This window comes from Anabaena sphaerica FACHB-251 (assembly GCF_014696825.1).
Lineage (GTDB): Bacteria > Cyanobacteriota > Cyanobacteriia > Cyanobacteriales > Nostocaceae > RDYJ01.
Genome location: NZ_JACJQU010000019.1, coordinates 95,669 through 114,932 on the forward strand (window position 1 = coordinate 95,669; position 19,264 = coordinate 114,932).

12 protein-coding genes and 1 pseudogene are annotated in these 19,264 nt (G+C 36.7%); 8 read left to right on the forward strand and 5 right to left on the reverse strand.

The window, feature by feature from the left end:
• Positions 1-324 precede the first annotated feature (324 nt).
• On the forward strand, positions 325-1,899 hold the full coding sequence (locus H6G06_RS22650; protein WP_190564317.1) for a glycosyltransferase family 39 protein: 1,575 nt from the start codon (positions 325-327) through the stop codon (positions 1,897-1,899).
• Between the two features lie 543 nt (positions 1,900-2,442).
• Positions 2,443-5,544 (forward strand): GAF domain-containing protein, encoded by a 3,102-nt coding sequence (locus H6G06_RS22655; RefSeq protein WP_242039826.1) that lies wholly within the window; start codon positions 2,443-2,445, stop codon positions 5,542-5,544.
• Positions 5,545-5,633: 89 nt separating this feature from the next.
• Here the strand turns inward: H6G06_RS22655 and H6G06_RS22660 are convergent, their stop codons facing one another.
• The 4 genes from H6G06_RS22660 to H6G06_RS27905 all read right to left on the reverse strand — a co-directional run bounded on the left by H6G06_RS22660 (position 5,634) and on the right by H6G06_RS27905 (position 7,199).
• Entirely contained in the window at positions 5,634-5,996 is a 363-nt protein-coding gene (locus H6G06_RS22660) for a type II toxin-antitoxin system PemK/MazF family toxin (protein ID WP_190564319.1), read from the reverse strand.
• Complete coding sequence (locus H6G06_RS22665; RefSeq protein ID WP_190564320.1) at positions 5,993-6,268, reverse strand: ribbon-helix-helix domain-containing protein; 276 nt, start codon at positions 6,266-6,268, stop codon at positions 5,993-5,995. Before H6G06_RS22665 ends, H6G06_RS22660 begins: the two co-directional genes overlap by 4 nt.
• A 111-nt stretch (positions 6,269-6,379) precedes the next feature.
• A complete protein-coding gene (locus H6G06_RS27900) occupies positions 6,380-6,508 on the reverse strand; it encodes a hypothetical protein (RefSeq protein WP_277875216.1) in 129 nt (42 codons plus the stop codon).
• Positions 6,509-7,064: 556 nt separating this feature from the next.
• Entirely contained in the window at positions 7,065-7,199 is a 135-nt protein-coding gene (locus H6G06_RS27905) for a hypothetical protein (protein ID WP_277875217.1), read from the reverse strand.
• A gap of 547 nt (positions 7,200-7,746) precedes the next feature.
• Between H6G06_RS27905 and H6G06_RS22670 the strand changes: the two genes are divergently transcribed.
• From H6G06_RS22670 to H6G06_RS22680, 3 genes are all read left to right on the forward strand, one after another.
• Complete coding sequence (locus H6G06_RS22670) at positions 7,747-10,953, forward strand: glycoside hydrolase family 15 protein (RefSeq protein ID WP_190564321.1); 3,207 nt, start codon at positions 7,747-7,749, stop codon at positions 10,951-10,953.
• A gap of 167 nt (positions 10,954-11,120) precedes the next feature.
• Entirely contained in the window at positions 11,121-12,068 is a 948-nt protein-coding gene (gene dmeF / locus H6G06_RS22675; protein WP_190564322.1) for a CDF family Co(II)/Ni(II) efflux transporter DmeF, read from the forward strand.
• 61 nt (positions 12,069-12,129) lie between these two features.
• Positions 12,130-12,747: a Uma2 family endonuclease gene (locus tag H6G06_RS22680; protein WP_190564330.1), complete on the forward strand. Its 618-nt coding sequence runs from the start codon at positions 12,130-12,132 to the stop codon at positions 12,745-12,747.
• A gap of 90 nt (positions 12,748-12,837) precedes the next feature.
• Here H6G06_RS22680 and H6G06_RS22685 read toward each other — a convergent pair whose 3' ends face one another.
• Positions 12,838-13,776, reverse strand: a complete 939-nt coding sequence (locus H6G06_RS22685; RefSeq protein ID WP_190564323.1) for a serine hydrolase — start codon at positions 13,774-13,776, stop codon at positions 12,838-12,840.
• Positions 13,777-13,865: 89 nt separating this feature from the next.
• On the opposite strand from H6G06_RS22685, the pseudogene H6G06_RS22690 reads away from it, so the two are divergent.
• The 3 genes and pseudogenes from H6G06_RS22690 to H6G06_RS22700 all read left to right on the forward strand — a co-directional run.
• Positions 13,866-14,231: pseudogene (locus tag H6G06_RS22690) on the forward strand (DUF4351 domain-containing protein); the annotation flags it as partial.
• A 223-nt stretch (positions 14,232-14,454) separates the two neighbouring features.
• Positions 14,455-15,756: an ATP-binding protein gene (locus tag H6G06_RS22695; protein ID WP_190564324.1), complete on the forward strand. Its 1,302-nt coding sequence runs from the start codon at positions 14,455-14,457 to the stop codon at positions 15,754-15,756.
• On the forward strand, positions 15,756-19,264 hold a 3,509-nt coding region (locus H6G06_RS22700; protein ID WP_190564325.1), incomplete at its 3' end, for an ATP-binding protein. The genes H6G06_RS22695 and H6G06_RS22700, both read left to right, overlap by 1 nt.

A 19,264-nucleotide genomic window follows, 5' to 3' on the forward strand; every position in this document is an offset into this window, starting at 1 on the left:
AATAGCACTTTCCTGTCTGCCGACAGGCTCTTTAGGGTTCTCAAGTCTCAAGTTTTTCTGTCAATGAGTAGACATAAATCTTGATCAAATGTAAGCATCTGTTTGCATTTGTTAGTAAAACACTAACTAGCTGTTAACCCTATCACTCTTGAAAACAATAATGAAGTGAAATGTTTTAGAGCGTAAATGATCGTTATTTCCTGTGGCCATAGTATAATGTCCAACAATGGTTTTTGTGGCTTTTGAGTTGTCGTTACGGAAAACCATTAATCTACTGAATTAGCTCTATCTCTTGATCCTTTTTGGGAAAGGTATTGATTTGCTATGTCACAATCAAAGCGAGTGATTCCGGGAGAGGTTATATCCCTCTCAATCATTTTATTAGTTGCTGCCTTACTAAGAATCCTATTTTTAGGCACGATTCCAAATGGTTTCTTTTGTGATGAAGCTTCTAATGGATATGATTCTTATTCAATTCTTCAAACATTACGCGATCAACATGGTAATTTTTTACCTTTGTTTGCCAGAGCGTTAGATGATTATCGCCCTTCCATGTATATATATTTAACAGTTCCTTTTATAAAAATTTTTGGGCTTAATGAGTTTGCTACCCGATTACCTGCTGCTGTTATAGGAACATTAACTGTTTTAGCTTTATATTATCTAGCCAAAGAAATTTTTAATAATAAAGTTGCTTTAATTTGTGCTTTTTTATTAGCAATAAGTCCTTGGCATATACAGTTTAGTCGAATAGCTTTTGAGGCGATTCTTATTCCTTTACTTTTTACTTTAGGAATTTTGTTTTTTGTCAAAAGCTTTAAACAATCAAACTACATAATTCTAAGTTTTTTATTCTTTGCGTTAAGTCTTCATACTTATCAAGCAGCCAGGGTTTTTGTTCCTTTGTTCTTACTGGGAATAGTAGTAATATACAGAAAACATTTGTGGAAAATTAGAAAGCAAACACTAATTGCTGGTATATTATTTTTATTGATTTTTATCCCACTTTTTAGCTTTTGGATATCACCTGAAGGAATGGCAAGGGCTAAAGGAACAGGAGTAGAAACTAATCCATTGATTATTTTTCAATACTACTTATCTTACTTCAATCCGAAATTTCTTTTCTTCAAGGGAGATCCAATTGATCGCCATAGTCCGGCTGGAATTGGTGAACTTTACTATTTTGAAGTAATTACAGTTCTAGTTGGCTTATTTTACATAGTAAAAGAAAACAGACCTGAAAAATTTATCCTCCTATTTTGGCTATTTTTGTATCCTATACCCGCTGCCCTGACAACACAAGAACACGCGCTGCGGGCAATAGTAGGTGTCACTATATTTGCTATCCTTTCTGGTTATGGTGTTTCCAAATTAATCGATTTATTAGATTCAAAACGCAAAATATTGTTAGTGACTAGTATATTGATTCTAGTAGCCAGTTTAGGTATTTTGGGAAAACGATATTTTTTAGATTATCCAAAGTATACTACCCGTGAATGGGAATATGGCATGAGAGAAGCTATCACTTATGCAGACAAAAGTAATTATGATTGTATCGTTGTCAGCAATCAAATTTACCTGAAAAAATGTGGTTCAATTCACGTATTTATTCCTTTTTATACTCAATATCCTCCTCAAGAATATCAACAGTCACCGATTGATCCTGTAAGGAGAAAACAACTTTTTCTAGGAGAAGGCAATTACACAATTGGTAAGTATAATATCCTTTCCATACCTGAACAGAAACAGCTAAATAAAAAATGCTTGTTTATCCTTCAATCAGACGAAGTAAAAGCAACAACAGCACGAGGTTATCAATGGAAAGAAGTTCATACGGTTAAAGATATTCGTGGTATCGAATATATTAAGCTCCTTGAAGTTAAGAATGGAAGCATTTAAAAATCTAAAATTTGCTTTTTATTATGCTTTTAAAGCATCAATATGTTTGAGTTTCACGAGATTCAAGAATTGAGGGTAGTGTAGTTTATTTAACTTGGGCAGGTTAGTATAGCTGTAGCCAGGATCATTAGGACATGATTAGTCCTTGAAACCAAAGAATAACAAGGGTTTTACTCTTGCCTTCTGCTATATCATGCCTTCTCTGCGAGACGTTACGCTTTAGCGCGGCTATCGCCGTCGTCGAGAAGATGAAATTCGCGAACTTAAACACAGCACTAGCACTGCCAAACAACGCTGATGCTATTGCAGCATATATCTGCCTGATTTCTGGCTGAAAAACCTTTTAATAACTTTTTTCCGATTGCCTATTCCCTAGTGCCTATTTTCTATTCCCTATTGCCTATGCCTATTCCCTATTCCCTGCCCTAACAGGTATAATAAGTATTCCACCTAACAGGATATAACAGATACCAATATTTATTGTTACCTTATAGAAGAATGACTATAATGAAAATCTAATTGGGAATGGAAAATTCTTTGATCATGAAACTGATACCATCGACTTCCCAAACACAATATCAACCAGATATGGTATTTTCCCTGGATCAAAGTGAGAAACAAAAAGCTTTATCTAGAGTGATTGCTCATATTCGTGAATCTCTAGATATAGATACCATCTTCAAAATTACAGTTACAGAAGTGCGTCAATTACTGAATATTGACAGGGTTGGTGTATTTCGTTTTGATCCAGAGACGGAATGGGAAGGGGAATTTATCTATGAGGATGTAGGAACAGAATCGATCTCCATATTAGAAACTAAACGGTATGATCACTGCTGTAGTGAGGAGTTTGCCAAATTCCATCAAGAAGGAAGAATTAATGTAGGATGGGATACCTATCACGAAATAGACAGTGATTGCCAGGTTCAGATGTTGGAAAAGTTTCAAGTACGTGCCAACATAGCTGTACCTCTGAGAAAATGCAAAGATTTATGGGGATTTTTGTCTATTCATCAGTGTAGTAAACCCCGGCAATGGGAAGCATCAGAAATTGAATTTGTGCAATTGATAGCCGAACATCTGGGAGTTGCTTTACAACAAGCAGATTATATAGAAAAAATGAAACTACAATCTGCCCAACTAGCACAAGCAAAAGCCAGAGAAAAAGCCGCAGAATGGCAAAAAACCATAGCGAGAACTATTGAGAAAATCCGTCAGTCCTTAGATTTAGAAAGCATTTTTCGCACTACTACTGAAGAACTCAGACAATTACTCAATAGCGATCGCGTCGCTATTTATCGCTTCAATCCTGACTGGAGTGGTGAATTTGTATTTGAATCTGTAACCCAGGGTTGGGTTACACTCATGCAAGAACAGCTACAACGACCAGAATTAGCTAATAACATCAGCGACTGTAACTTAAAAGAATTAGTTGAACCCACAACAGATACCTACCTACAAGATACAGGCGGTGGTAGGTTTGCCAAAGGTGAAATCTACCGGATTTGTAATGATATTTATAATGCTGGCTTTAACGACTGTTATATCAAAGTTTTAGAAAGCTATCAAGCTAGAGCTTATGTAATAGTTGCGATTCTTTATAACCACAAAATTTGGGGTTTGTTAGCAGTTTACCAAAATACAGGAACTCGCGATTGGCAAGAAGATGAAGTTTACTTACTCACCCAAGTTAGTTCTCAATTGGGTGTAGCTTTACAACAAGCCGAATACTTACAACAGATGCAGAAACAAGCCGCAGAAATTAGCAAAGCTGCGGAACGACAAAGAGCATTAGTCAACACCGTTGATAAAATTCGTCAGTCTCTGGATATTGACACCATCTTTAAAACCACAACTCAAGAAGTTCGCGGACTATTAGAAGTGGAAAGAGTCGCAATTTATCGCTTCTATCCTGACTGGAGTGGTGAATTTGTAGCTGATTCAATTATAGATGGTTGGACACCAGTAGTTAAACCTAAACCTGTTACAGAACGCTTACTTTTACAAGGAACCAATGCTGGGAAGTATGCCCGTAATGAAGTATTTGTTCCCATTTCCCAAGGTGACAAACTGTGGGGATTGTTAGTAGCTTATCAAAACTCCCAACCCCGTTATTGGCAAGATGAAGAAATCAACTTGTTAGCACAAGTAGGTGTGCAATTGGGTGTGGCATTACAGCAAGCTGAATCCTTACAACAGGTGCAAATTCAAGCCGAAAAATTGGCCAAAGCAGCCGAACGAGAACGGAAAGCAGCGGAAAGGGAAAAAGCTTTAGCTGCAACTGTAGAGAAAATTCGCCAATCTCTTGATATAAATACTATTTTTGCTACCAGCACTCAAGAAGTTTTGCGGTTATTGGAAGTTGATCGAGTCACAATTTATCGCTTTCAACCAGATTGGAGTGGGGAATTTGTAGCCGAATCCTTAGCTTATGGTTGGAAACCTGTTCAGGAACTTACACCTGTGATTGCAGATGATTATTTACAAGCAACCCAAGGGGGAGATTATGCCAACGGAAAAGTTATTGTTGTTAACGATACATTGACTACAAATACTTCCATTCCCCATCTGGCCTTGATTACTCCTACAGAAACAAGGGCATATATGATTGTACCTATTTTTCAAGGTGAAAAACTTTGGGGATTATTGGCAGCGTATCAACATACTCAACCCCGTAATTGGCAAGAAGATGAGATAGATTTGTTAGTACAGATTGGCTCTCAATTGGGGGTAGGAATCCAGCAAGCAGAATTATTGGAACGAACCCAACTTCAAAAAGAAGAGATCACCCAAACTCTCAAGGAATTACAGGCAACTCAAAGCCAGTTAATTCAAAGTGAAAAAATGGCTGGTTTAGGACAGTTAGTTGCTGGGGTAGCTCATGAAATTAATAATCCAATTAGTTTTATTTACGGTAATATCCCTTACGTGACTAACCACACTGAAGATTTATTGAATTTAGTGCGCCTTTACCAGAAAAACTATCCTCAAGCAACAGAGGAAATTCAACAGCAAGCAGCATCTCTAGATTTAGATTTCATTGCTGATGATTTGCCAAAAATACTCAATTCCATGAGGAGTGGAGCTAACCGGATTCGGGAATTAGTTATTTCGTTACGAACTTTTGCTCGCCTTGATGAAGCTGACAAAAAACCTATTGATTTACATGAAGGCATTGATAGCACACTTTTAATTCTCCAAAATCGCCTTCAACCACAGACACAGATTAATTTCCCAGCTATTGAAGTTGTTAAGGAATATGGGAATTTACCCCCAGTATTCTGCTATGCAGCCCAAATGAATCAGGTGTTTATGAACATTATCAATAATGCTATTTGGGCGCTAGAAACATCATTAGCATATGGCAAATTAACTGACATTCCTAAAATCTGGATTCGTACAAAAGTTACAGACAAGAATTCTATTTTGATTCGCATTGCTGATAATGGTTGTGGTATTCCGGAAGGCATGGAATCGCGTATTTTTGAACCTTTCTTTACTACTAAAGAGCCAGGACAAGGTACTGGGTTAGGATTATCTGTTTGCTATCAAATAATTGTCGGCAAACATGGTGGTAAAATTAATTGTGTTTCTGAACCTGGTCAGGGTTGTGAGTTTTGGATTGAAATTCCCAGTAAACTTTAGAGGCAGAAGGCAGAAGGCAGAAGGCAGAAAGTAATTATTATTCTACCCATCTCCCCATCTTCCCTGTCACCTGCTATGACTGATAACTGTTAACTGTTAATATCCCCTTCCCCTGGTAGATCCAAAGCGATTAACAACGCTTGTGCTAGATGTGCCATTACCACTTCAGAAAGTACACCTCGTAACCGCAAAAAGCGGGTTTTTGACAACACCCGCACCTGATCTGCCATTGCGATCGAGTCTTTCCTGAGTCCGCCATCTGGTGCTAAAATTAAAACTTGAGTGGGGTAAACCCGCTTCCCGGTTTGATAAGTCGTACAGGGTACTGCCAAAACAACTGGGCTAGATAGATTAATCACGTCACGACTGACAATAATTACGGGGCGAGTTCCTCCTTGTTCTGAACCTTCAGTCATTTCTAGACGCGCATCATACACTTCACCCCTTCTCATCTTGGAGATTCCCCTAGCTGCAACGCCTCCCATTGAGCCGTAGCAAATTCTGTCTCGATTTTTAAAACTTCTGCCTGATAGTCTGGATCTCTGGCCATTTCCGCCAAGGCGGCATCAATTTCGGCTCGTTTTTGTGCTGCTAATTCTCGCTTCAAAGCCTGCACCATAAAATCATTCCGATTCTTGGCTTTTCCCTCTAGCACTGCTTTATCAGTCGCTTCCAACAATTCTTTCGGGATCGTTAACGTCGTGCGAATAGTTTCTACTTTCATGGCGCGTTCAGTCTTTGATGTCTGAAGTGATGCCTTATATGATATCGTTTTAGGCATCAACTAGTAACTGTAACTTTGTCATTCATGATTGGCCATTAATCATGGGTATAATCAAACAGTCAAATTTACTACGCCAAAAATAGTAGGATCTGAATCATTGTTTATGCCTATTTTTCCAGCAGTGATGGTAATATCTGCATAAGGTATAGAGGTGTAGCGATCGCGAAATGCCTTGCTCACTGGAAATGAACTGTTTTCAAACCCAAATTCCGCAAAAGTTAAACCCCCCAAATCGAGAATGTCAGGGGAGCTAGTAACGGTTTATAGGTTGAAAAACACAGGAGCTATATTCATGAATTATTCATTAGACCTCTCCGGAAATATGGTAGAGACGTTCCGCCGGAACGTCTCTACAAGGGTTTCAAACCACGCACATTTAATTCTTACCAGATGTCTATTGGGCAAAACAACTTTGCAGAAACATATGAAGTAGGTTGGCGTTAAAAATTGTCGTTATGACAAGGCACTCATGTACTCATTCACTCATGCAAGAAGGAAGAGGTTTTTGAGCTACTTTACCTATTGTTAAGTAAGTGGGCGTTAAAAAATATAATATAAACCTAACCCCCCAACCCCCTTCCCTGCTAGGGAAGGGGGAGTCAAAGCCTCTCTCCTGGTAGGGGAGAGGTTTGGAGAGAGGTTTTATATTTAATTGTGCCAAGTTACTTATATACTTTGATTTTTTCAAGTCATTCTACTTATCATCGGTACTTGAATCCTCATGTCTGATTTTGATTCAACCATTACCACGTTTAAACGAACCATCAGCATACAGTTCTAGGGGTACTAATTCAGTTTTGCCATTAACTTTTACTTGGGAGTAAACTACTTTAAGCAAAGGAGCGTGGTTTTCGTTGTAACGTAAAGACATAACATATCCTCTCTTGTCTGTTACAAATTGTTCTTGTTTTTAAAGATGTTTATTTATATAATGTGAAAATATTTTTGTCAGTGTGTCGTCTTTGGTGAGTTGTGTTTTCTTTTTCTCTATTAATAGAATAACAGAAAAAAGCTTAAATTAGGGTAAAATAGGCGAACCTATGATGAAGATTAGAACAAATAACTCAGCTGCTATTTATGTGAAATTTATTAGATATAATTACTGAAACCCATTTTTCATCAACAGAAACAATACATAAAGCAACACTAACCTTTATCTGTAATTTCCTCAAAATTTACCAGTTAATTTCCTGCTTGAGAAGAGACGTTTAGCTGACAACTACAGGGTTGAATTTCCCCAAACCTTTTTAACTCAGTAAGTCAGTGGGAAAAAACCGTAGACGCGTAGCGGCTTCTCGAAGAGTAGTATGTAATAAAAAGTAAATTCACCAGAACCCTCTTCCCCGTTCCCCGTTCCCCGTTCCTCGTTCCTCGTTCCCTTGTCATAACGACAATTTTTAACGCCCACTTACTTAACTATGAAAACACCTACAACACTGCCAACTCGCTTAGATTCTTACTACCAGCAAATCAAGACAATTATTCTAGCTCGTCAAAATCCCATTACTGGTTTGCTGCCTGCGAGTACAGCAATTACCGCTCATGGTGATTATACTGACGCTTGGGTAAGAGACAACGTTTATAGTATTTTGGCAGTTTGGGGTTTAGCACTGGCATACCGGAAAATAGACAATGATCAAGGGCGTGCCTACGAACTTGAATATAGTGTTGTTAAACTTATGCGTGGCTTGCTGTTTGCTATGATGCGACAGGCGCATAAAGTAGAAAAATTTAAACACACACAATCTTTACTTGATGGACTGCACGCTAAATACAACACAGCAACGGGCGATATTGTCGTTGGGGATGATGAATGGGGGCATTTACAAGTGGATGCCACATCTATATATTTGCTGATGTTGGCACAAATGACGGCAGCAGGGGTATCAATTATTTTTACCTTGGATGAGGTGAACTTTGTCCAAAATTTGGTTTATTACATTGGTAGGGCTTACCGCACCCCTGATTTTGGGATTTGGGAGAGAGGTAACAAAATTAATCATGGTAATGCAGAATTAAACGCCAGTTCTCTAGGTATGGCAAAAGCCGCACTAGAAGCAATGAACGGACTGAATCTATTTGGTGTACATGGTTGTCAAGCATCAGTAATTCATGTTTTACCAGATGAAATTGCTAGAGCGAGAATTACCCTAGAATCTTTATTACCAAGAGAGTCTGCTTCTAAAGAAGTTGATGCAGCATTATTGAGTATTATTAGTTATCCTGCCTTTGCAGTGGAAGATGTGCAGTTGCAGCAACGCACATTTAATGAAATTATCAATAAATTAGCAGGTAAATATGGCTGTAAACGCTTTCTCAGAGATGGACACCAAACTGTTTTAGAAGACTCACACCGTTTACATTACGAGCCTTGGGAACTAAAACAATTTGAGCATATTGAATGTGAATGGCCGTTATTTTTCACTTATTTAGTTCTCGATGGTATTTTCCGCCAAGACAAAGAACAAGTTAAAAAATATCAAGAACTGTTAGGAGCATTACTGGTAGAAAGGGATGGCTTGCAGTTGTTACCAGAAGTGTATTATGTGCCAGAAGAAAATATCGAAGCTGAGAAATTAAACCCCCACTCACAGACAAGATTACCAAATGAAAATATTCCCTTAGTTTGGGCGCAGAGTTTATATTTTCTGGGTCAAATGTTGAGTGAAGAGTTAATAGCGGTAGGTGATATTGATCCTTTGGGTAGACATTTGCGTGTGGGTAAAAATCGGGAAGCAATGGTGCAAATTGCTTTATTAGCAGAAGATGAGGACTTACAAGCGCAATTAGAAGTACATGGAATTGAAAGCCAAACACCCAACCAAGTAGAACCAATTCAAGTTAGACAAGCTGGAGAACTATCACAAATTTATACTCAAATTGGGCGGAATGATAAATTAGGTTTAACAGGTCGTCCAGTGCGTAGGTTGCGGAGTTTAACGACATCACGAATTTACCGGATTCAAGAGCAAACAGTTGCATTTTTACCTGCTTTTTTAGATTCACAACAGTTCTATTTAACCCTGGACTACCATTTTTTACGGGATCAAATTAGAGGTGAACTGGCTTATATTCAAAAATGTTGGAGTGATTTAGGTCGTCCAACTTTGACTTTTATGATTACCCGCACAATGCTAGAAACAGGTTCGGAAGCATTATTAGAATTAATGCAAGAACTCAAAGATGGTGTATGTGGTGGTGTGCAAGTAAAATTAGGGCGATTAAATCAATTAATGTTGACAGCCGCCATTCAAAGAATTGATTTTATCCCAGATATAGAATTATTTTGTCCTCCAGTTAAAAATGCGAGACTACGTTGTTATTACCTGATTTCTCATCCTGAGAAAAATTGGCGGTTGGGGCATACTCAAGAATTTCAAATGGAATGTGAAACTAACTTAGATTTGTTACTAAGTTATTTGCGTCCTTCAGAAAATATCTATGAACAAATTGAATTACTGCAAACTTTAAGCCGTTTAAAGGGTTTAGAATTTGATACTGGTTATGGTGAAGAAGGTTATCGAGTCACAGTAGGGGATTTACTGGATGAAGTTTACACCAAAGCAGGTTATTTAGGCTTGTGGGCGGTGGTGCGTCGCGCTGCGGCTTTACGCCAAATGGTGGATATTGGTTTATCAGATGCGGTGACAAGTATTTTGGTGCGTGGTAAACAAATTGCGGTGGGTAGGGCTTATAGCGAAGCTTCGCTGATGGTTGTACCCATGTCTCATCATGAAATTGCGGAGAAGATTAATAATTTCTGTCGGGAGGATATACGCGATCGCGTTTTGACCCAAGAAATTATAATTTATTTAGGTGTGTTAATCAAATCAGAACCAGAACTATTTAAAGGACTGTTGACGCTAAGAGTCGGCTATCTAATTTTGTTAATTACTAGCGAATTAGCTCAAGAATTGGGCGTTACTCAAGACGAAGCTTATGATTATTTAATGCAGCTTTCACCTTATGAAGTGAAAATGCGCTTGGAAAAAGTATTAACCAGCTATAGTGGGGTGACAGGATTATTACGTCAACAAGAATCACTTCATATCAAACAAAAAGAAAGTGATATTGCTTGGGTAGTTCAACCTACAATTAGCGAAGAGATTGAAGTTGAGCCAGAAAATTGGCGCAGATTTCGTCAATCTGAAGGGGCAATAAATCGAGTTCCTAAAGACTTTTTTAAACAAGTTTGGTTATTAATGCACCATTGTAAAGGCTTGGTGATTGGCGATAAGTTAGAAAGACGCAATCGCTTAGAAGGTGAGTTGATGATTTCGGAAATGACAGCAGGGGAAAGAAACTTTGCTTTGAAAATTGAACATTTACTGAATAAAATCGAAGCGCCAGAATATCGCCAAGTTAATGTAGAAGCATTAATGGAATTAGCAGCAATAGCCGCTAATAACCCTAAATTGCAAATTGAAGAATATATAGTTTTAGATGTGTTAATTGGTCACGCAGTGCGGTTAGCATGGTTAGAAAATCATCCAGAACGGGGCGATCGCTATGATGAAGATAAAGGTTTAGCATGGCCACATTTTTACAATACTTCACCCAGTGATTGCGCTAGTTATATTTTGAAAGCGTTGAGGTTCTTGACAGAATTTGAGAGAGATTTTTAAACTCAAAATAGAAGAATTCAGGAGTCAGGAGCAATTAGTAATTAGTAATTGGTAATTGGTGATTGGGAAAAATAAAATTGATTCACCAGTCCCCAGTCCCCAGTCCCCAGTCCCCAGTCCCCAGTCCCCAGTCCCTATTCCCTATTAAAAGGAGTTTAAAAAGTTCTGTGCATATACATACCCTTGAACAATGGCAACATTCTCACGACTTTTCTGTTAACCAAAATCAAGCAGAAAGAAATACCAAAATAGTGATGCTGCTGACGGCATTAACGATGGTTGCAGAAATTGTCGCTGGTGCAATTTTTGGTTCTATGGCTTTGCTTGCTGATGGTTGGCACATGGCCACCCATGTTGTGGCCTTTGGAATTACGATTTTTGCCTATCAATATGCGCGAAATAATACTAATAATCCTAAATATACCTTTGGCACAGGAAAAGTCAGCGTCCTGGGAGGTTTCGCTAGTGCTGTTGCACTTGCTGTCATAGCTTTTGTGATGGGACTTGAATCACTAGGGCGTTTTTTTCAACCGCAAACTATTCAATTTAACGAAGCAATTGGTGTGGCTATAATTGGCTTAGTTGTTAATATAGCCAGTGCTTTTTTATTGCAAGATCATCATCACCATGACGATGCAGATGATCACCATCATCATGATCATCAAGATCATAACCTGCGTGCGGCTTACATTCACGTTTTAGCAGATGCACTAACTTCTGTTTTTGCCATTATTGCTTTATTTGCTGGTAAGTTTTTAGGTTGGGTTTGGATGGATGCAGCAATGGGATTTGTTGGTGCTGCTGTAATTGCCAAATGGTCTTATGGTTTGGTGCGTGATACTGGTTTTATTTTACTAGATGGAACAGTTGATAAACAAACAAAGTTAGCTATTGTTAATACCATTGAAGAAGACGCTGATAATCGCATTACAGATTTGCATATTTGGTATGTTGGGCAGCATCATTTAGCAGCTACAATTTCCTTGGTTACTCATTACCCGCAAACACCAGAATATTATAAAAATCTGCTGAAAGATATTCCATCTCTTGCTCATGTATCCATTGAAGTTAATCATTGCCACGGTGAACCTTGTGTAAATATACACGTGGTCTAAAATGCTGACTGCTGCTGTAAGTTATAATAGTTTCCGGTCTAATTATTTAGGAGGTGAGATGATGCTTATTGCTAATACCAACCCGCCGATTATTACTCCAGAAATGACAAAAACTCACTTTACTCCAGATGAGTATAGAGAGATGGAGGAAACTGCCGAAGAACGTCACGAATACCGCAACGGAGAGATTATTATTATGCCTGGAGGGTCAGAAATTCATAGTGCGATCGCTAGTAATATTTTAATTTATTTAGGATTTTCACTCAGAGATACTAATTTTCGTTTTTATGGTGGTGATTTGCGGGTTTGGATTCCTAATTTTAATCATGGAACTTATGCTGATGTGCTGGTGATTAATGGTGAACCGGAATTTAATAATAATCGCACGGATGAAATTCTCAATCCTCTCCTAATTATTGAAGTTCTGTCACCTTCAACAGAAGGTTATGATAGAGGAGATAAATTCAGAAAATATCGCTCTCTTCCTAGCTTTTGTGAATATGTGCTGGTAAGTCAAACTGAATCTTATATTGAGCAGTATTATAAACAGGATGATAAAAATAATAATCTTTGGCAATTGCAAGTTTATGATCAGATTGATAAATCAGTTTTTCTACATACTTTAAATGTAGAACTTCCCATGAATGAAATTTATCGACGGGTTAAATTTTCAGGTTGATGTTTTCACACACAACAAATTAATAACCTGGTAATATTGGATGATAAAAATAGTGCGTCAAATGCTATTAACGCACCACTCATATCATGTTTATAAATTGCTAACCGCTTCCGCAATTTTTCCCGAAACAAAGGGTAAAATTTCCCGACTCTTAGCTTGCTCTTTCCCTTCCGTAAAAACTACTAACAAATAAGGACGCTGATCTGGTAATTCAATATAAGCCGCATCATGGCGCACAGAACTTGTCCAACCGGCTTTTGACCAGATTTGACTATTTTGGGGTAATCCGCTGCCTAAAAAGCCTGTAATCTGGTCTTCTTCCACATCTTGGGGTAACTCATCAGGGTTAAGACTGCGTTTGAGTAAAGACATCATAGATTGCGATCGCCCACTGGACACCGCCACCCCACCCACGATACTATGCAATAATCTGGCAGTAGCATTGGTAGTTAGCATATTGCGATTTTCAAACATTTCCCCATAAAACGCCCTTTCTCTTCCATAGGGACCATCACCCCAAGTTTTTTGACAGACGTTAATACTCGTCATTTCTTCCCAACCCAAGGACTGATAATAGCGGTTAATAATATTGCGTTGATATTTCCAAGTTTCAAAAGGTCCATTGGGTAACTCTGGTCCAGAAGTAGTACCGCTGAGAATATCAACAACTAAACTGGTAGCATCATTACTAGAGTCAACAATCATATCACCCAAGGCTCTTTCTAATTCCTTGGAAGTGTTAGTCATTCCTTTTTCTAACCATTCATGAACCGCTACTAAATAAACCAACTTGACTACACTAGCGGGATAGATGCGTTCTCCACCACGATAACTAAATCCTCTCACGGGATGAGTCCAAAAAGCGTCAGGAGTCAATGCACCACCTGTATTTACAGGAACAGGAGGATCATACACAATCCATGTTAAAGCAATTTGGTTATGGGCTAAACTTGCAAAGTTAGACCAAGTAGCCTCTAAAATTTCATTACCGAGATTTTCTAGTTGTTCGTCTTTATTGAAAAAAACCATTTGCTAATAATTTCCTTGAAGATCTCAAAATGTTAATTTCTCTAATTATAATAACATTAATTATATACTAATTATCATAGACAATAAATACAAGAACTCAACAAGAAATATCAGCGCCATCAAATCAAGTCATAATAGAAATTATCACCACGATCATCTCCTACAAATTTGAAAACTTAACCCGCAGTGAGGCTGAAGCTATGTTAGGAATAACCCTCAAAGAAACCCGACTTTATCGAGATATAAAAGAAGAAGGAAGAGAAGAAGGTGCAGAACAAGCAACAGTTAATTTAGTGATGCGACAGTTGACTAAGCGGTTTGGAGAATTATCAGCAGAAAGACGCGCTGAAATCTCTACTTTACCGTTACATATATTGGAAGATTTGAGCGAAGCTTTGTTAGATTTTACCAGTTTAGCTGATTTAGAAAGTTGGTTAGCAGAGGTAAAAAATTAAGAGAAATTAAAAGAAGATTTTTCAGAACTACACCAATAAATTACACTTCCGTGGAGTCATGCAAAATCAGTCATTTGCTAATCTGCGGGAGTATTATTTATGTTCTTTGGTAAGCTAATAAGTATGTTATATGTATAAATGAATTAAGCTGATACTATCTTGTTTGGTTCTGTTATAAACTGTATAATTACGGTCATAACGGTGATTTTCGGGCAAATTTTCTATGAAACTGGATTTAACGAGGTTTTATCAAGCTTGTAACCCTAATAAAACTCTTGATCAAAGCAAAGCTGAAGATAGACAATACTATATTGATTTTTCCGACGTGCGGGGTGCAGAAATAATTAGAGAATTAAAACGAACTATTACTCTGCTTTCTCCAGAATCACCAACTTGTCAATTATTTACAGGACATATTGGTTGCGGTAAGTCTACAGAATTGCTAAGATTAAAAGCAGAATTACAAGACCAGGGATTTCATGTAGTTTATTTTGAATCTAGTCAAAGTTTAGATTTAGCTGATATTGATATTACAGATATTTTGTTAGCAATAGCTAGAGAAGTTAGTCAAAGTTTAGAAGCAGCAGAAATTAAACTCAAACCAGGATATTTTCAAAATCTATTTACCGAAATAGCTGAACTTTTACAAACCCCTCTAGATATTGGTGTGGAAGCGGAATTATCTGTGGGTATTGGCAAAATTACCGCCAAAACTAAAGATAGTCCTAAACTGCGTAGTCAATTACGACAATATTTAGAACCCCGCACCAATGGCATTTTAGAATCAATTAACAAAGAATTACTCATACCTGCAAAAGAAAGACTGAAAAAACAAGGTAAACAAGGTTTAGTAGTTATTATTGATAACCTCGACAGGGTAGATAATGCACTAAAACCAAATGGTCAATATCAACCAGAGTATTTATTTGTAGAACGGGGTGAACAGTTAAATAAATTAAACTGTCATGTTGTTTATACAATTCCCCTAGTTCTGATATTTTCTAACGCTTTAGGTAGATTAACAAATCGCTTTGGAGTAGATCCTAAAGTGTTACCAATGGTAGCGATTAAACAGAGGAATGGTAAAGATTACCAAGCAGGAATTACACTTCTACAACAAATGGTAATGGCCAGGGCTTTTCCTGGGGTAAGTGATGAAGAAAATCAAAGTTTAATTACCAGAATTTTTGATAGTCCGGAGACATTAGAAAGACTTTGTAAAGTTAGCGGTGGTCATTTGCGTAACTTGTTAATGTTATTATTTCGCTGTTTGCAAATAGAAGATACACCAATTTCTAAAAAATGTGTAGAAAGCGTTATCAAAAAACGTTGTAATGAGTTAAGTTTAGCAATTACAGATGATGAATGGGAGTTACTAAAGGAAGTACAGAAAACCAAAACCTATAGAGGTGAAGACAAATATGATATCCTACTTCGTAGTATGTTTGTTTTTGAATATCGAGATGATGAAGGTTCTTGGTTTGATATTAATCCCATTTTGATAGAATCAAAGGAATTAATGTAATGAATAATCAAGAAAATCTTCCTGAAAATAACGATAATTCTCTCAGAACCATATTAAGAGCAATTAATTTTTCTCAAGGTCAATTATCACTGATTTTTCTCCGCTGCAATTATGCTAAATTACGTCAGCAGATAGCATCACAACTGCAAGAAATTTCTTCTATACCAATTAGAGAAATTACTTTACCAGAATCAGCTAAAAGTCTCTACGATAATATATTTCAAGAATTGGTAAATGAACAACCACAAGCTTTGATGATTTCTGGTTTAGACTCTGTTAAAAATATTGATGCAATATTGAGTTTATCTAATCAAATTCGAGAGGAATTTAGAAAAAGCTTTCCTTTTCCGATTCTGATTTGGATAGATGACCAAATTCTCAGAAAAATCATCAGAGTTGCACCAGATTTAGAAAACTGGGGGAGTATTATTGACTTTGAAAATGATACTGACGATTTAATTGATTTACTTCGAGAAACAACAGAAGGAATATTTACTCATGATGTTACTCCCACTTCTCAAGTTTACAAAGAAATAGAAGCTGCACGTCAGGATTTACAAAACCGAGGAGAAAATATAGACCCAGAAATTCAAGCTGGTTTAGATTTTGCTTTTGGTTTACGGGAATATCAACAAGATCATCTAGATGATGCTTTAATTTATTATCGGCGAAGTTGTGAATTTTGGCAAATTCATCATAATTTAGAACGTCACGGGATTCTTTTGGTTAAAATATCTTTAGCTTATAGTCGAAAAGCTGAAATTAGTAACACCGAAAATCAAGAAGATTGGCAAAATGCGAGAGATAATTTACAGCAAGCTTTAGATATTTTTGAACAAGCAGAAAGATTAGATTTAGTTGTTGAATATATCAATCGTTTGGGTGATATATTACGACATTTAAAAGCATGGAATGATTTAGAAACTCTCGCTCAAAAATCGCTTAAATTATATGAAAACCTCTCTCCAAACCTCTCTCCTACGAGGAGAGAGGCTTTTTCTGTTCCCCATTCCCTAGCAGGGAAGGGGGTTAGGGGGTTAGGTCAAAATTATGGGTTTCTCGCAGAAGTAGCATTAAAAAATAAAGAATGGACAAAAGCAAACCAGTACGCGCAGCAATCATTAGATATTTTAACTAATATTCCTAATATACAATCTCAAGAATTTGGTTTATATCACTTATTTCAGGCACTTTCTCAGATAGGTTTAGGGGAAATTTCCGCAGCAATTCAAACTTTAGAAACTGCGAAGAACGAAAGTCATCCTCAATATGATCCTAAACTATATATTGATATTTTAGAACAATTAAATTTTCTGTATTTTCAAGAAAAACAATATTTAAAAGCTTTTGAAATTAAACAAGAAAGATTACAAATTAAACAACAATATGGATTTGTAGCTTTTGTTGGTGCATCTTATTTAAATCCCCAACGTAAAGTTATTAATCCCGCAAATTCAGATATTGAAAATACAGGAACAATTGCACAAGAAATTTCTGCTTCTGGAAGAGAACAAGATGTTAAACGGTTGCGGGGAAGAATTGCTAGTAATGAACATAAATTAACTGTGATTCATGGACAGTCTGGAGTTGGTAAAAGTTCGATTTTACAAGGTGGTTTAATTCCTGCACTGCAACAAGAACCTATTGGAGAACGTGACGCTTTACCTATACTTTTACGGGTTTATACAAATTGGGTAGAAATTTTAGGAGAATCTTTAAAATCAAATGTAGGGACAATTCATGAATTGTCCCTACATTCCACAGAAACAATTATTCAACAACTACGAAAAAATGCCGACAGAAATTTATTAACGGTTTTGATATTTGACCAATTTGAAGAATTTTTCTTTGTTTATAAAAACCAAAAACACAGAAAACCATTTTATGACTTTTTGCGAATCTGTTTAGATATTCCTTTTGTGAAAATTGTCCTTTCTTTACGAGAAGATTATTTACATTATTTATTAGAATTAGATCGTTTAGTTGATTTGAAAGTTACCAATAATAACATTCTTGATAAAAATATTCGTTATTATTTGGGTAATTTCTTGCCCGAAGATGCTAAAGCTGTGATTAAAAGCCTCACCGAAAAAACCCGCCTTTATTTACAATCAGAATTAATTGATGAATTAGTCAAAGACTTAGCAGGAGATATTGGGGAAGTTAGACCGATTGAATTACAAATAGTTGGGACACAATTACAAACTGAACAAATTAAAACTTTAGAAAAATATCGAGAATTTGGTAAAGAAAAATTAGTTGAGGGTTTTTTAGAAAATGTAATTAAAGATTGTGGTACAGAAAATGAACAAAAAGCAAGACTGGTTTTGTATTTACTCACAGATGAAAATGGTACAAGACCTTTAAAAACTCGTATTGAATTAGCAGAACAGTTACCAGCAGGAACTAAAAACCTGGATTTAGTTTTAAATATTTTCGTTGCGTCTGGTTTGGTGTTACTCTTACCAGAATCACCTGCGGATAGATATCAATTAGTGCATGATTATTTAGTTGAGTTTATTCGTCAACAACAGGGAAATGAGTTACTGGAGAAATTAGCTAAAGCTGAAGCAGATTTAAAACAGGAACAGGAAGCAAGACAAATATTAGCTAATGCGAAAATTCACGCTGATGAACAAATTAAAGAAGGGCAAAAAAGATTAAAATTAAGTTCTGGTTTAGCTGTGAGTTTAGTAGTAATTGCGGGTATGGCTTCTGTTTATGGTATGACTCAGTTGAGCGAAACTACAAAAGCCAAAATCAAACAAAATGAATTACAACAACAAACGCAACTATTAGAAAGTCAAACTAAAGATTTAGAACTAAAATCTCAACAAGCAGAGAAAAAAAGTCTAGCAGTAGAAAAGAACTTTAAATTAGCAGAACAAAATACTCAAAAAGCACAAAAAAATCTATCAGCAGCTAAAGCTAAAGTAGCCGAAGTAAATAAACAAGCAGACGAACTAAAACAGCAAAATATAGCAGCAGCAGAAAAAATTCAAGCAGCTAATGATAATATAAAAACTGCGGACGATAAATTAAAAGAAGCAAAGATACAACAACAAGAAGCAGAAAGGAAAGCTAAAGAAGCTCAAAAAACCTTTAAAATAGCAAATGCCGCATTAAAAACAACAGAGATAGCTAAACAAGCAGCACTCAAAGCCCAACAAGAAGCATTACTAGTTACCAAACTAGAACAAGGTGGAGTGAATGTTTTAAGACAATTTCAACTTGAAGAATTGCCAGCTTTAGTATCTGCTTTAAAAAATGGTAAAGCTTTAAAAAAGATAGTTAAAAATAATCCCCTGGATAAATATCCCACCATTAGCCCTATTTATGCCTTAAATAATATCCTCGACAATATTAGCGAACGTAACCAATTTAAAGGGCATCAGGGTACAGTCTTAAGTGTGAGTTTCAGCCCCGACGGCAAAACCATCGCTACCGCATCCTCAGACAATACAGCGCGGTTGTGGAACTTGCAGGGGCAACTGATTCAGGAATTGAA